This is a genomic window from Paenibacillus sp. J22R3, assembly GCF_056269305.1.
This window is the reverse complement of the sequence record NZ_JBWDNS010000006.1, coordinates 1-15068: the sequence shown is the minus strand read 5'-3', so window position 1 is coordinate 15068 and position 15068 is coordinate 1. Positions and strand designations below refer to the sequence as shown.

Here is a 15068-nt window from a genome sequence, read left to right as displayed (position 1 = left end):
CACTTACTATGAAGAAGAAATGGCTGGCTATACTCATTACGGCTTGTATGTTATTCGCACTTATGCCGATTACCGCCGGAGCGGCAGCAGACAAGCTGGTTATCAAACTGGCGATCGGCAGTCCGACTCTATCCGTAAACGGCAGCGCGTCTACGATACAGAAGCCGTTTAAGTTGAACGGCACGACCATGGTTCCCTTAAGCGTCATTACCAAAGCTTTCGGAGCAGGCCTCAAGCTGGAGAACAATAAGATCATTACGCTCTCCTATAATTCAACTAAGGTTGTCCTGACGATCGGCAGCAAAATCGTAAAGGTTAACGGTGCACCGATAACACTGACGGCTGAACCGAAAATCGTGAACGGTGTCACGATGGTGCCGCTTCGAGTCATTGTATCGGCATTTGGTGCCACGCTGGCACTCAGCGGCAATCAAATCACAATTAACGGCGTTAAAGCCAACACTTCCGGTACAACAGCGGGCTCAAACACCGGCGGCATTAATACGGATGCAGGTAAAACAAAGGTCGGCGACAGCTACTATGGCTGGACGATGAACTATCCCTCGGATTTGGCGCTAAGCTATCAATCCGATAACGGAAGTGCAACGCAATGGACTTCCGCGCAGGAAGACCGCCGCGTTAGCGTGTTTGTTGAAGACGTGGATCAAGCCTATACCCGTGAAGAACTTCGCGATTATATTATGGGTTATTTCTCTGAAGGTGAGTTTGCAGTCGAGAAGAAGACGGTAACCCTTGGCGATCTAAGCTTTGAGCGGATAATCAGTAAAGATCGGGATGGCTGGTTCTACGACAACCGCGCCATCCAGGTCGGTACGCGAATCTATTTCATTGCTGTAGGTGTTAAATCCGACTCCCGTGAGAAATTAAATGCTTATCAATCTGTTATGGACAGTTTCAAGCCTTCTTTTGCCAAAAGTGATGGGAGCATTAAAGATGTTACGAAGGTAAAAGACAACAACATTACGATTATGGACGCGGACTTTGGGTTTACCGTCAAACTTCCTGTCAATTGGGCTCGTGTTAAGGAAGCGTCTACGCCTGCTTTTACAAGTGATGACGGCTATTTGACCTTTAGTGTCAGTTCCTTGCAAGCAGGGGATACGGCGGGAGAATGGTTGAAACGTTCACGTAAGCAATTGGAAGAAACCACGTTATCTGATTATGTTCGCAATATCTCAGAGTCGACCGTTATCTTGCCGGATGGAAAGGCGGAGGTACTGAGTTACGAATATACGTACGACAAGAAAGACTGGAATAAGGAATATCAAGTCTTCTTAACTTCAGGTACCCATAAGTATGAGATTGATTTCTATTACTTCAATGAGCCGGTGAAAGGCGACGCTTTGTTTGCTCAAATAGCAGCGCTTGCGGACATCGACACCGCATTTATCGAGAAAAATTTTACCGATCTGGGGGATGACTCCGATCTTGCCGGAATGACGGTCACGAAGAAAAGCAATACGTACGGTTACTCTATTGTTCTGCCTCAATCGTGGACCGCAACGAAGAAAAACTTCGAGGAAGACACGGTCGAGTATGCTTTGCCGGAAGGGTCATTCGTGATTAACGTCTGGGAAGATCGGGAAGCAAGCGAATATAATGAAACGCTAAAGCAATATATTACGACTGACCCTGAAATGATTAAATCTGGTGCCCATATTACGTCAACCGGCCCATCGACAATCGGAAATGGGATTCCCGTAACGAAAGTGGAATGGGAAATGAACAATCTCGATGTACCGGTAAAACTCGTCTATTATGTGGTGGAAATGCATGGAGGCGTTTATTTAATCTCCTATGCGCTAAACCAAGCCAACCTCACCGAGAGCAATCTCAGTCAAATCGAGAAGGCTGTTAATTCGTTTACGTTTACAAATTAGCTCGCAGATCACAAAGGCGCCGCTTCCAACCGGAAATATTTCGGAGGGGAGCGGCTTTTGCGTAGGCAGGTCGCTTTTGTTTAGGCGTAAGCTCTGGTACACTTAAAACAAATAAGTGATTGATAGATAAGGATGGCGGAAGTCAAGATGGTAATGATGAAGCGGCAAGATGTCGAACTGCTGGCACCGGCCGGCGATTGGGATTGCATGAGGGCAGCTGTGGCAAATGGAGCCGACGCTGTTTTTTTTGGCGTAGAGAAGTTCAATGCACGGGCGCGGGCGAATAATTTTCATACGGACGAGCTGCCGGAAGTTATGGCCTTCCTGCACAGCTATGGCGTTAAAGGATTTCTGACCTTTAATATATTGGTGTTTGAAGAAGAATTGAATAGTGCGAAGCAGCTGATAGAAGCTTGTATCGATGCAGGTGTCGATGCGGTTATCGTGCAGGATCTCGGACTGGTGAAGCTCATTCGCGAGCTGTCGCCGGATTTCCCGATTCATGGCTCGACTCAGATGACGATTACGTCTCCGGAAGCGGTAGAGTTCACGAAGCCGTTTGATATCGAACGCGTCGTGCTTGGCCGGGAGAACAATTTAAAGCAAATCAAGACCATCGGTGAGCAAGCGAAACTGCCGATGGAAGTGTTTGTTCATGGCGCTCTATGCGTATCGTACTCCGGTCAGTGTCTGACCTCTGAGATGTGGGGAGGTCGTTCGGCTAACCGCGGCGAATGCGCGCAAGCTTGCCGACTTCCGTACGATCTGATGGTAGATGGCGAGCAGAAGGTAATGGGCGACGTTACGTACCTGCTTTCGCCGAAGGATCTCGCGGCTGTCGAGCTCGTACCGGAACTTATCGAAGCAGGCGTGACTTCTTTCAAAATCGAAGGTCGTCTCAAAAGCCCTGAATATGTAGCCAACGTGGTGAGCAAATACCGCAAGGCGATTGATAAATATTTCGATGGGGATCGCTCTGCCCCTTCGAAGGAAGATATCCGCGAGCTGCAGCAGAGCTTCTCGCGTGGATTCACGCATGGCTTCCTAACCGGAACCAACAATAAGAAGCTCGTAGAAGGGACATTCCCGAAGAGCCGCGGCGTCTATCTTGGACGCGTGGAGCGGGTGCTTCGCGATGCCGTTGTTTGCCGGATCGAAGCGCCGCTTAAACGCGGCGACGGGATTGTCTTCGATGCGGGAGATCCGACGAAGAAGGAAGAAGGCGGCCGCGTCTACGATTTGCGCAGACAAGGCACGAAGTTTGAAGGTGAAGCCCAGGAGGGAACTGTTATTGAATTGGTGCCGGGGCGTAACGATATCGACCTGCGCAAGGTTCATGTAGGCGATCGGGTTTGGAAAACAAACGACCCGGCGCTGGACAAACGTCTTCGTGCTTCGTATGAGACCGAGAAGCCTTACCGCGTATTCCCGCTGCATGTGAAAGTAACCGGCGGGCTCGGACAGCCGCTCCGCACGTGGTGGACCGATGTCGAGAAGGGCAATACGGTTGAGGTTGCCTCCGAGCTTCTGCTCGAGCATGCGGAGAAACGTCCGATGGACCACGCGCTGCTCGAAGAGCAATTAGGCCGACTTGGCGGCACGGTATATCAGCTCGAGGGACTGGAGGTCGACCTGCAGGGCGACCTCATCGTGCCGATGCGCGAGCTGAACCGGATGCGCCGTGAAGCGGCTGAGGCTTTGGCCGGCGAGCGACCGAAGCCGCCCGTGTATGTGAAGCGCGCCGTCGAGGTTTACGACGACGTGCGCAGCCGCGGCGCGAGTGAAGGCAGCGTCAGCGCCGGTGGCGAGCTTGCGGCCGCAGGCCGCGGCGCTGGGGCCAAGCTGACGGTGCTCTGCCGCAGCTTGCCGCAGCTTGAAGCTGCGGTGCGCTCCGAGAAAGTCGGCATGGTGTATGCCGATTTCGAGTTCATCAAGCAGCTTCCCGCTGCGATGGAGCTTGCGCGGAGCGCAGGCAAGCCGATTGGGCTGGTGACGCCGCGGATTCATATGCCGAACGAGAACGGCTACCATGCGAATATTTTGAAGCTGAAGCCAGATGCCGTGCTGGTACGGAATACAGGTGCGCTGTATTACTATTTAAGGGCGCGCGCTTCCAAGCCGAATGAGCCGTTCCCGACGCTGATCGGGGACTTCTCGCTGAATATCGCGAATCATAAAGCAGCTGATCTCTTCTTCGATGCCGGCTGCAGCCTGGTAACGCCGTCTTATGACTTGAACGTACAGCAAATGTTTGATTTGCTTCGCAACAGCGATACGTCGCGCATGGAAGTCGTTATTCATCAGCATTTGCCGATGTTCCATACGGAGCACTGCGTATATTGCACGTTCCTGAGCGAAGGTACGGATTTCACCAACTGCGGCAGACCGTGCGAAGATCGCCGCGTGTCGCTGCAAGACCGGATCGGAATGTCTCATCCGGTTCGCGTCGATGAAGGCTGCCGGAATACGGTCTATAACGCCATCGAGCAATCGGGCGCTGAATACATCAAACAATTCGGTGATCTTGGTGTAGCTTCTTTCCGAATCGAGTTTCTGGAAGAGACCGCCGATAAAGTAGATGAGGTTATCGAGCTCTACAGCGATGCCATCGCCGGACGAATTGGCGGTACGCAAGTGTGGCGCAGCTTGAAAGCCATCAATCAGCTCGGCGTTACAAGAGGTCAGCTGGTCAAATAAGAGTAGAGGGGCAGCTAAGGCGGCCTCTCTTTTCTTATATAGTCATAATTTCCTATCCCGAGCCCTTACAAATTTCTTTCATTTTCGACAGTCAGGGAGGTTTTCGGGATTGGGGGGCGAATAGTAGCATTAATTCAGGTTGTGTACATTTCGTACCGGCCAGTTATTATTGCGTGCCGGAAGTCGAGAATAAAATAGGCTTGGTGAGGATGACCAATGAAACAACCTAACAAGGTGAAGACCAACCAGGACGGTTGGCAAATGGAAGTACTGAAGGCCGAACGTACCATTCTTGATGGCCAAATGCCCGCTATTGCGCAATTGTTGGCCATTCCGGCTGATATAAGAATGAAATCGCCGCTGCTGCTTCGCGCTGAATGCGAGGATGGCTTGCTTAGGGGACGGTTAGTCGAAACCAAGCTAAGACTGGAAGCCGCACTCCGAGGTTTTGCCGCGCAAGCGGATGATTCCTCGATGCTGACGATGATGGCGATGCTGGGTCTATTGTACGAGCAGGTAGGCGATAAGCAGGAGTCTAAGCCTGTAATGGCCCTGCTGGCACAGGAGTGGGCGCGTAATCCGGAGAACTGCAGCGGTTTTGTGCCGTGGGCACTGGCCCATGCGGCAGCCAATGGTTCCGCGCAATATGAGCTGGCGCAGCGTCTCTTTATTATGTCCGCTGAACGTTTCAGAGAAGAAGGCAAGCCGCTTTGGCTCGGGTTTGTGCTGCTCGATCGGCTGTTGTTTGATCCCCTCGAGAAGGAGCATCCCGATTGGCAGCTGTGGCTGCACTGGCTCAAACGCCATATGGTGAACAACCCATCGGGTGCTGTGCTGGTTGATTTGCTGACGAGTAAGGAGCCAAGTGCGGAATTGTGCGCGATGCTGCCTGAACGTTTTGCTTATTTGAGCAAAGCGATCCTGATGCAGCAGCCGGATGAGAATCTCTCGGCAGATCTGACGGAGGATATTGAAAGCTCGATCTTTGCCAGCGGAGCTCGATTGAAACGGTTTCTTCAAGAAGGGCAGCTTGCTCAAGCGGAACAATTCTATCCGAAGCTGGATCGGCTGCGTAAACTAGTTTCCACGCCGGCTATTGACCGATTTGCAGCGGAGCTCAAGCAGTCAATGGAAGATCAGGCGAATGTGGAAATCCACACGATCACGTTCTTTGCACAAGAGCAAATTAGACAGCAGCAGCTAAGCGAATTGGATCAACAGTTGGGGACTGATCTGCTGAATAGAGATGACGTACAACAGGGCGCAGTTCCGGAGCCCGCACCGGACAACTCCAATGACAATGTGCATATGCATACCGCTGAAACCAATACGGCCAGATGGCGGGTACAGCTCATTGATGGGATCAGCTTCAGTACACCGGAAGGTAAGCTGGCTGAACCGATATGGAAGCGGCGGAAAGCCGGTGAATTACTCGTCTATTTATTGCTTCAACCGGGTTATAAGGCAAATAGAGAGCAAGTTATTGAACGGGTTTTCGGAGAAGGCGATCCCGCTAAACGATCCAATCAGCTTTATGTCACCCTTCATGACTTACGTTCCTCGTTAAAGGAACTCGGCATGCCGGAGGATCTGGTTTATGCCAAACGCGGCGTCGTAGGCATATCGGAAGTGACTTTTGAAGCGATCGATGTGGAAAGCTATCTGACGTTGTCCCGTGTTGGCGACCAGCTCTGGATAGATGATCGCGAAGAGGCTTGCCGCTTATACGACAAGGCGATGCCTCTCTATGGCCTGCTTGGAACGGAGCTTCCCTATGCGGAATGGCTCGAGCGAGTCAGGGAGCAGCTTCTGGATCGTCAGACGAATATGATCAAGCGAATAGCCGGCTACTACGGTGAATTGCATGACGAGGCAAGGGTGGAGCAGAGTTTAGCCGAATGGATTGCGCTGCGGCCCGAACAGGAAGAAGCGTACGAGGCTATGATTAGACTTTGCTTGCGCGGAGATCGGCGAATCGAAGCGATCGGCTGGTACCGGCGCCTAGAGCGCGTTTGCAAAGAGGAACTGGGCAGCGAACCGCTTGATGAGGTTAGGAGCCTGCTATGGAATTGAGGACGACACAGAATAAGAATCGGCCATCCTTTGCGGGACGCTCGCTGCTTAATCGGCTGTTGCTCATTTATGTCATAGCGCTGGTGCTCAGTTTATTGATTTTGCGTGCGGAAACGATGTTGGTTTCGCACTTTGAAGCGATGTTCCCTTTTCCGTTTATCGTGAACGTGCTTGGGTCGGTTATGCTTGCGGTCATTCTAGTTTGCGCATCGGCGTGGCGGCTGCAGCCCGTCATTAAGGAGCTCCAAGAAGATGCTTCGTCTTCCGCAAGGACGGGTATACAACGGGACAACAGTCTGACTAGTGCAGCTCTCGTTCGTTTGTATCGTATGCCTTATGAGCTGCTGATCAGCGTGCTGCTGCTCGGACTGCTGATCTCGGCAAGCTTTCATTTGGCGGATCTGATCCAGGTGTGGAATGATCAAGAGAAAGGCGATTCCATCGATTGGCTGCAATTGACCGGCATTATGGCGGGGGAGCAAAGTCTCATCATGACGGTGGCGCTCGTTCTCTTCACCTCCGTGCGGCGACTGTTTCGTCCTTACATGATGAAGCTCCAGCCGCTGTCCGGCAGCTTTGATGGACGGGCTTCGTTTTCGCAACCGCTTGTGATTACGTATACTTGTACGTTTCTGGTCACGATTCTGAGTCTGTTTCAGCTGGCCATTGTGACAGCGAGACCGCATGAATCGATGGAGCCTTACAAATTCGGACTGATTGCTTTATTTTATTTCTTAATCGGATTAAGTTTGTTCAGTTATGTGACGATGCAATTTAGGCAGGAGCTTCGAGGCCTCATTCGGGATATTCGCGGACTTGTTGGCGGAACGGATATCCGGCATGCCCATACAGCGTCTATTGTACATGACGAAGCCGGAGAACTTGCGGTGGCCTACAGTGAGCTGCAGAATCGGATTAACCGGGAATACGAATCACTGGAGCGGGAATTGAAAATGGCTTACAATGTGCAACAGAAGCTCCTTCCGCCCGGAAATCTGACGATAGGCGCCTATCACATTGCAGCACGCTGCCGATCCTACCGTGAGGTTGGCGGGGATTTCTTCGATGTTGTGTCGCTTGGCCCCAGCCGATTTGCAGTGATGATCGGTGATGTGTCAGGCAAAGGATTGCCCGCGGCACTCATTATGTCGGCGCAGCTGCTTGTTTTCCGCTCCGAGATTCGGAGAAACGGCAGCCCTTCGGAGGTGCTTGCCCGTATGAACCGACAGCTGTGCGAAGCGATGGGGGACGAAGGTTGTGTTTCCATCGGTGTAGGCATCATCGATTTAACTAATAATAAGGTGCAATATGCCAGTGCAGGACATCTGTCGCCATACATCATTGCCAAGGATGGGCAGTTCACCGCGATCGATTGCAGCTCGCTTCCGATCGGGATTGACCCTGAGGCCGTCTACGAGGAGAAAGACTTGCAGTTGAAGGACGGGGATCGGTTCCTGCTGTATACGGATGGATTAATTGAGGCGATCGATCAAACCGGTAAAATGTACAGCTTCGACGGACTTGAAGCGGAGATTGCGACTTGGGAATCAGAAGGCGAATTGTCTGTCGTAGTGGATGATTGGCTTGCTCGTGTCGATGAGGCATGCGGACCGGGTCAAGACGATCGCACCGTCGTCGTTCTGGAGCTTGCGGGTGAATATCGCAGCGCGCTGGATAAGCTGGATATTCCGCGAGGCGATTACGGTGACGTAGCCGCGGCGTTCGATAATCCGTTTATGACCCGTGAATGGTCCTTGCGCAGCAAGCTTGGCGAGGAGAGGCTTATCGCCTTGAAGCTGGGCGATTGGATGCAAGAGAGATGGCCGGAATCCGAAATCAAAGAGGATGTCCAAAGCGCCGTGTGCGAAGCGATGATTAATGCGATCGAGCATGGAAACAAGCTGCAGCCGAATACATACGTTACCGTCATCGCCCAAATCGGCGGCATGCTGTCCGTTTGCCGCATTTACGATGAAGGCGGCGGCTATTATCCAAGGCTCTCCCGAGATGAAGCGGAGATGCGCAAGAAGCTGGAATCAGAGGACCCTAGAGGCTGGGGACTGGTTATGATTGATACGCTGGCGGATTACTGGACAACCGGCCGAGATGAACGCGGATTTTATACGGAGCTTTATTTTATGAGAAAATTACAGACGGCTTCTGGCGGATAACCGATGACCTGGATAAGGAGGCTTGAGAAGATGAGCGAACAGCCCTTGCAAATTGAAACGCGGAAATTCCCAAGCGGGATGGTACTGAAGTTGGAAGGCGATTTGAGCAAGGCAGCCGAGGGCAAGCTGATTGCGGGTTTTGAGCAAGAATCGGAGCTCGGCCGAAGCATCCGGTTTATGGCGCTGGATCTGACGAAAGTCGATTATATTAATAGCGGCGGGATGGCTGTACTGATTCGGCTGGCTCGGATGGGCAGCAAAGCAGGCGTACACACTTTCGCATGGGGCATAACGCCCCATTACGAGAAGCTGTTCCGCATGGTAGGCTTAACGGAGTTTATGATGATTTATCCCAATGAATTTGCCGTTATGCAGCGAATTGAGGCGCTTGAGCTGTAAGCCGGCTTAAGGATGGCAGGATATCAAAATTAGGCGGAGGGCAACATGGAACTGCAATCGGCAATATATAAAGAATGGCGGCATGTATTTAAGCTGGATCCGGAACGTGAAATCAGTGATGAGCGGCTCGATGCCATCTGCATGTCCGGAACCGATGCTATCCTAGTGGGCGGATCAAGCGGTGTTACCTTTGACAATACCGTTGATCTGATGTCGCGAATTCGCCGGTATGAGGTGCCTTGTGCGCTTGAGGTGTCGAATGAAGAGGCCGCAGTGCCGGGATTTGACCATTATTTCATTCCACTTGTGCTGAATACCGATAAGGCGGAATGGCTCGCAGGCAGACAAATACAGGCGTTGCGTAAATTCGGGGCTTTCATCCCCTGGGAGAACACCTCGGCAGAAGGGTACCTGATCTTGAACGAGGAAGCCCAAGCGGCGAAGCTTACGGGTGCTCAGGCAGGGCTTGACTCTGAGACGGTCGCGGCTCATATTTATATGGCGGATCGACTTATGCACTTGCCGGTGATCTATATGGAGTACAGCGGCAAATTCGGCGACATGGAGCTTGTGAAGCGAACCCTTCGGCTCGTGACGGGAGCGAGGCTGTTCTATGGCGGCGGGATTGATGATGCGGCAAAAGCAAAACAGGCGGCAGAAGCAGCGCATACGGTTATCGTTGGTAATGTGATCTATGATGATCTGGACGCGGCGCTGTCGACGGTCAATGCTGTGTTATCCACGGAACTGCCTAAGTAAAGCTGAAGATAGCGGAAATGAACAAGAACGGCTTCGGAACGAATCGGCTGCTGAACGGACATGCGGATCGTCATTTCGGAGGCCGTTTTTATTTATTGGAAAATAACTGCAATCTGCCCGGTTGTAATTGACACAATCTCGGCGGTTGTCTAGACTGAGATTAGGCGAACAAATGCGAACAAAGGGGTTTATTTTCTCTATGTTAAACGAATTCAGCATCGACCAGGCTGTTCAGAAACTGAACGCGCCTCAGCGTGCAGCTGTGCAAGCAACAGATGGGCCGCTGCTCATCATGGCAGGAGCGGGAAGCGGTAAGACACGCGTGCTTACGCACCGTATTGCATACTTAATCGAGAAGAAGCGAGTAGCGCCATGGAGTATCCTGGCGATTACCTTTACCAATAAAGCATCACGGGAAATGCAGCAGCGCGTAAGCGCGCTGGTCGGCAATGCCGGTCAAGATATTTGGGTATCGACCTTCCACTCGATGTGTGTGCGGATCTTGCGCAGAGACATTAACCGGATCGGCTTTACGAACAGCTTCTCGATCTTGGATTCCGCCGATCAGCTGTCGGTTATCCGCAACTGCATGAAGGATCTTAATATCGATACGAAGAAAGTTGAGCCGAAGAGCGTGCAAGCTGCACTTGGCGGGGCGAAGAATGAGCTGATTTCACCGGAGCAATTCGAGCTGAAGATTGGGGATTATTTTGACGGGATCGTTTCTAAGGTATATACCGCTTATCAGAAGCGGCTCAAGAGCAACAACTCGCTGGACTTCGACGATCTCATTATGAAAACGATCCAGCTGTTCAAGGACGAGCCGGATGTACTTGCCTTCTACCAGAACAAATTTCGCTATATCCATGTCGATGAGTATCAGGATACGAACCGAGCGCAATACATGTTGTGTAATATGTTAGCCAGCAAACATCACAATATCTGCGTTGTAGGGGATAGCGACCAATCGATTTACCGGTGGCGCGGCGCGGATATTACGAATATTTTGAACTTTGAGGAAGACTATCCGGAAGCGCAAACGATCATGCTGGAGCAGAACTACCGTTCCAGCGCGAATATCTTGAACGCTGCCAATGCCGTTATTAAGCTTAACAGCGGCCGGAAGCCGAAGAAACTGTGGACGGATCAGGGCGAAGGTGAAGCGATCACCGTTTACCAAGCAGACACGGAGCATGATGAAGGGTATTTCGTGACAGGTGCTATTCGCAAACACGTAGGCGGCGGCCGGAAGTTCGGCGATCATGCGATCCTGTACCGGACGAACGCGCAATCACGGGTGATAGAGGAAACACTCATTAAATCCGATATTCCTTATCAAATTGTCGGCGGCGTCAAGTTCTATGATCGCAAAGAGATTAAAGACTTGCTCGCTTACTTGCGGCTTGTTTCGAATCCGGATGATGATATCTGCTTCCAACGGATTGTTAATGTCCCTAAGCGGGGGATTGGCGATACGACCGTTGCCAAACTGTTTGATGAAGCGGGACTGCGCGGGATCTCGGTCTTTGCGCTGCTAGAGCAGCTGGACTGGCTTGATGTAACAGGTCGTGCCCGCACGGCGCTAGCGGAATTCCGTGATATTATCGATAACCTGACGCGTATGGTTGAATACTTATCGGTTACAGAGCTGACGGAGAAGGTATTGGAGCTAAGCGGCTATCGCGAGGAGCTGCAGCGTGAGAACACGCTGGAGTCGAAGGCGCGTTTAGAGAATATCGACGAGTTTCTCTCCGTAACGCAGGACTTTGAGAAGCGTAATGAAGACAAATCCTTGGTTTCATTCCTAACGGATCTTGCTCTTATTGCAGACATTGACTCGATGGATAAAGATGAGCCGGAAGGCGGCGTGAAGGATGCCGTCGTGCTGATGACGATGCACAGCGCCAAAGGCCTGGAGTTTCCGATCGTATTCATTATCGGGATGGAGGAAGGTGTATTTCCTCACAGTCGGGCAATGAATGATAACGAAGAGCTGGAAGAGGAGCGCCGACTTGCCTACGTTGGGATTACACGCGCGGAGAAGCAGCTTTATCTGACTAGCGCTCGAATGCGTACGTTGTTTGGCCGGACGAATGCGAATATGCCTTCGCGATTCCTTCGGGAGGTACCGGATGAGCTGAAGACGGATGCATCCGCAACAGGACGCGGCCGTCCGGCAGGCGGCGGAATCGGGTTTGGTTCAGGCAGTCGAGGTATTGGCGGAGGTGGCGCAGCAGGTGCCGGAGCTTCGGGATCAACGGGATTTGGCTTCCGCAGCGGTGCACCGTCGCCGGCTGCCCGGTCGGGGTCTCTTTCCGGAGCAGGCAGCAGCAGCAGCGGCGTTCGGATTACCACGCCAATGGATGCGGCGCGCGCAGCTTCCGGTGCAGCAGCAGGGGCTGGAGCGGGCGGCGAGTTTGTAGCCGGCGATAAAGTATCACACGGCAAGTGGGGCATCGGCACGATTGTCTCCGTCCGTGGTACCGGTAATGACAAGGAGCTCCAAATCGCATTCCCGGCTCCGGTTGGTCTGAAGAAGCTGCTTGCGAGCTTTGCACCGATTACGAAGGTATAAGGAATTTGAACGAGAGAGGGAGAACGTCTATGACGACTGCGATGGAACCGGGATCTAATATCGAGCCGATGAAGCTTGCGAGAATGCGTGAGCTAATCGACCTCATTGCGGAGCACAATCACAACTACTATACGCTGGATCTGCCGACGATCAGCGACAAACAGTGGGATGAGCTCTATGACGAGCTGGTACGCTTGGAGCAGGAGACAGGCAGCTTCCTTCCGGATTCGCCGACGCAGCGTGTTGGCGGCGATATCTTGAAAGGCTTCGAGCCTCATCGTCATCGCGCCCGGCTCTGGAGTCTGGATAAAGCGCAGGACACGGAGGATCTGCTCGCATGGAATACTCGGGTGAAGAAAGCAATCGCAGACTATAACACCAAGAATCCGAGCGAAGCGCCATTGCCCGAGCCTAGTTATGTCATCGAGCTCAAATTTGATGGACTTACGCTGAATTTGACTTACGATGAGGGCAATCTTGTGCAAGCATCGACTCGCGGCAACGGTGTTGTAGGCGAGGGGATTCTGGCGCAAGTAAAGACGATTCGCTCCATACCGCTGACAATTCCGTTCAAAGACGGTCTCATTGAGGTTCAAGGCGAAGGCATTATGAATCTCTCCGTGCTTGAAGCTTACAATGTAAGTGCTGTCGAACCGCTGAAGAATGCACGTAATGCAGCAGCAGGTGCGCTGCGTAACCAGAATCCGCGGATTACCGCAGAGCGGAAGCTGAATGCGTTCTTCTATAATATAGGGTACGCCGAAGGTATATCCTTCGAGCAGCATGCACAGATGATTCAGTTTCTGAAGGATAACCGGTTTAAGGTTAATCCTTATACGTTGTACTGCACGACGATTGAAGAGGTGCAGGCAGAACTCAGTCGTGTCGCTGAAGGCCGAGGTGAGCATGATTTCCTCATTGATGGTGCAGTCGTGAAGCTGACGGACATGCGGACGCGCGAAGCGCTCGGCTATACCGATAAATTCCCGCGCTGGGCTGTTGCGTTTAAGTTCGAGGCCGAAGAGACGACGACGATCCTGGAGTCTGTATCCTGGGAAGTGGGCCGTACCGGCAAAATCACACCTGTCGCACGCGTCGAGCCTGTTGATCTCGCAGGCGTTACTGTTCAGAACTGTACGCTCAACAATATCGGAGATATCGAGCGTAAGAATCTTAAATTCGCGCTTGGCACGCATGTCATCATTCGCCGTTCCAACGACGTCATTCCGGAAATTCTGGGCAAAGCCGACGATGAGCCCGGCGTAGAAATCATAGCGCCTACCGAATGTCCTTCTTGCGGAACACCGCTGGAGCTGCGCGGAGCGCATTTGTTCTGCAACAATAAGCTTGGCTGCAGACCCCAGACGATCGGTCGGATTACCCATTTCTCGTCCCGCGATGCGATGGATATCGAATCGTTCAGCATCATGACAGCAGAGCAGCTGTTTGATGAATGCGGAGTCCGTGATCCTGCGGATCTCTATTCTCTGACCTATGATCAACTAATCGGTCTTGATCGCTTCGGTGATCGCAAGGCGCGTAAGCTGCTTGATGCGCTTGAGAAATCCAAGGACCGGGATCTGGCAGCGTTCCTATTTGCCCTTGGTATCCCCAATACGGGCAAAGCGACAACGAAGATGCTCGCGGACCATTTCGGCAGCTTAAGTGCTGTGCGAGCCGCGACTGTCGAGGAGCTCGTTGGATTGCCTGACGTTGGAGGGATTGTGGCAGACAGCATCTACACCTACTTTAGCGATCCGATTATCTCGGAGTGCTTAGACCGTATGCTGGCACTTGGTGTCAAAGCAGAAGCGGAGCAGCAAGAGGCTGCGCGGACGGACAGCATATTCAGCGGCAAAACCGTTGTGCTTACCGGAACGCTCTCTCTAATGACGCGCGATGAGGCGGCGAAGAAGCTGGAGGCGCTTGGTGCGAAGATCAGCGGCAGTGTGTCCAAGAAGACGGACTTCGTCATCGCCGGCGAGAGTGCAGGGAGTAAGCTTACAAAGGCGCGCGATCTCGGGGTAACCGTTATTGAAGATGAAGAAGAGCTGCTTAAGCTGTTGCAGTAATTACTGTAGTAAATGATTAGGAGCATGAATTCTACGCAGGTTGTAGAGGGCATGCTCCTTTGTCATTTTTTACAAGTTGCATAGGGTTTGCGGATGTGTTAAATTATTTCTTGTCGCTTCTGAGACATACGGCAACAACAACATACAACTTTCGACAGAAAGTAAATAAGTTGTTGACACATGATGACGAAGCTGGTAATATAATCACTTGTCACCACGAAAGTGAGACAAACAAGTTCTTTGAAAACTGAACATATGAATCACGTCAGATTCAACAAAATGTTTTAAAATATCGCAGAGCAATCTGCGTAGCTAGTTTTTTGAATGAGCTAACAAGCGAATTCTTAAAAATGGCCAAGCCTTCGGGCTTACCACTTTTATGGAGAGTTTGATCCTGGCTCAGGACGAACGCTGGCGGCGT

Annotated in this window: 8 protein-coding genes; all 8 read left to right on the top strand. The window is 51.9% G+C overall.

All coding sequences use genetic code 11. The features are described 5' to 3' along the window. Positions 1-8: 8 nt before the first annotated feature. The 8 genes from AC0YN4_RS23695 (at position 9) to ligA (ending at position 14647) form a co-directional block, all read left to right on the top strand. The gene (locus AC0YN4_RS23695; protein WP_475836944.1) at positions 9-1901 is read left to right on the top strand and encodes a stalk domain-containing protein; all 1893 of its coding nucleotides are present in this window, start codon (positions 9-11) and stop codon (positions 1899-1901) included. 147 nt (positions 1902-2048) lie between these two features. After that, complete coding sequence (locus AC0YN4_RS23690; RefSeq protein WP_475837147.1) at positions 2049-4598, top strand: U32 family peptidase; 2550 nt, start codon at positions 2049-2051, stop codon at positions 4596-4598. 216 nt (positions 4599-4814) lie between these two features. After that, complete coding sequence (locus AC0YN4_RS23685) at positions 4815-6671, top strand: AfsR/SARP family transcriptional regulator (protein ID WP_475836943.1); 1857 nt, start codon at positions 4815-4817, stop codon at positions 6669-6671. Continuing rightward, positions 6662-8842 (top strand): ATP-binding SpoIIE family protein phosphatase, encoded by a 2181-nt coding sequence (locus tag AC0YN4_RS23680; RefSeq protein ID WP_475782944.1) that lies wholly within the window; start codon positions 6662-6664, stop codon positions 8840-8842. Before AC0YN4_RS23685 ends, AC0YN4_RS23680 begins: the two co-directional genes overlap by 10 nt. Positions 8843-8872: 30 nt before the next feature. Then, complete coding sequence (locus AC0YN4_RS23675; RefSeq protein WP_090982433.1) at positions 8873-9241, top strand: STAS domain-containing protein; 369 nt, start codon at positions 8873-8875, stop codon at positions 9239-9241. Positions 9242-9286: 45 nt separating this feature from the next. Beyond that, complete coding sequence (gene pcrB / locus AC0YN4_RS23670) at positions 9287-10000, top strand: heptaprenylglyceryl phosphate synthase (protein WP_475782943.1); 714 nt, start codon at positions 9287-9289, stop codon at positions 9998-10000. A gap of 199 nt (positions 10001-10199) precedes the next feature. After that, positions 10200-12575: a DNA helicase PcrA gene (pcrA, locus tag AC0YN4_RS23665; protein WP_475782942.1), complete on the top strand. Its 2376-nt coding sequence runs from the start codon at positions 10200-10202 to the stop codon at positions 12573-12575. A gap of 68 nt (positions 12576-12643) precedes the next feature. Further along, positions 12644-14647 (top strand): NAD-dependent DNA ligase LigA, encoded by a 2004-nt coding sequence (gene ligA / locus AC0YN4_RS23660; protein WP_475837146.1) that lies wholly within the window; start codon positions 12644-12646, stop codon positions 14645-14647. The last annotated feature ends 421 nt before the right edge of the window (positions 14648-15068 follow it).

Excerpts from the sequence above, each read along its gene's own strand:
- pcrB (WP_475782943.1), top strand. The coding sequence starts at position 9,287 with ATGGAACTGCAATCGGCAATATATAAAGAATGGCGGCATGTATTTAAG.
- AC0YN4_RS23695 (WP_475836944.1), top strand. The coding sequence starts at position 9 with ATGAAGAAGAAATGGCTGGCTATACTCATTACGGCTTGTATGTTATTC.
- AC0YN4_RS23675 (WP_090982433.1), top strand. The coding sequence starts at position 8,873 with ATGAGCGAACAGCCCTTGCAAATTGAAACGCGGAAATTCCCAAGCGGG.
- AC0YN4_RS23685 (WP_475836943.1), top strand. The coding sequence starts at position 4,815 with ATGAAACAACCTAACAAGGTGAAGACCAACCAGGACGGTTGGCAAATG.
- AC0YN4_RS23680 (WP_475782944.1), top strand. The coding sequence starts at position 6,662 with ATGGAATTGAGGACGACACAGAATAAGAATCGGCCATCCTTTGCGGGA.
- pcrA (WP_475782942.1), top strand. The coding sequence starts at position 10,200 with ATGTTAAACGAATTCAGCATCGACCAGGCTGTTCAGAAACTGAACGCG.
- AC0YN4_RS23690 (WP_475837147.1), top strand. The coding sequence starts at position 2,049 with ATGGTAATGATGAAGCGGCAAGATGTCGAACTGCTGGCACCGGCCGGC.
- ligA (WP_475837146.1), top strand. The coding sequence starts at position 12,644 with ATGAAGCTTGCGAGAATGCGTGAGCTAATCGACCTCATTGCGGAGCAC.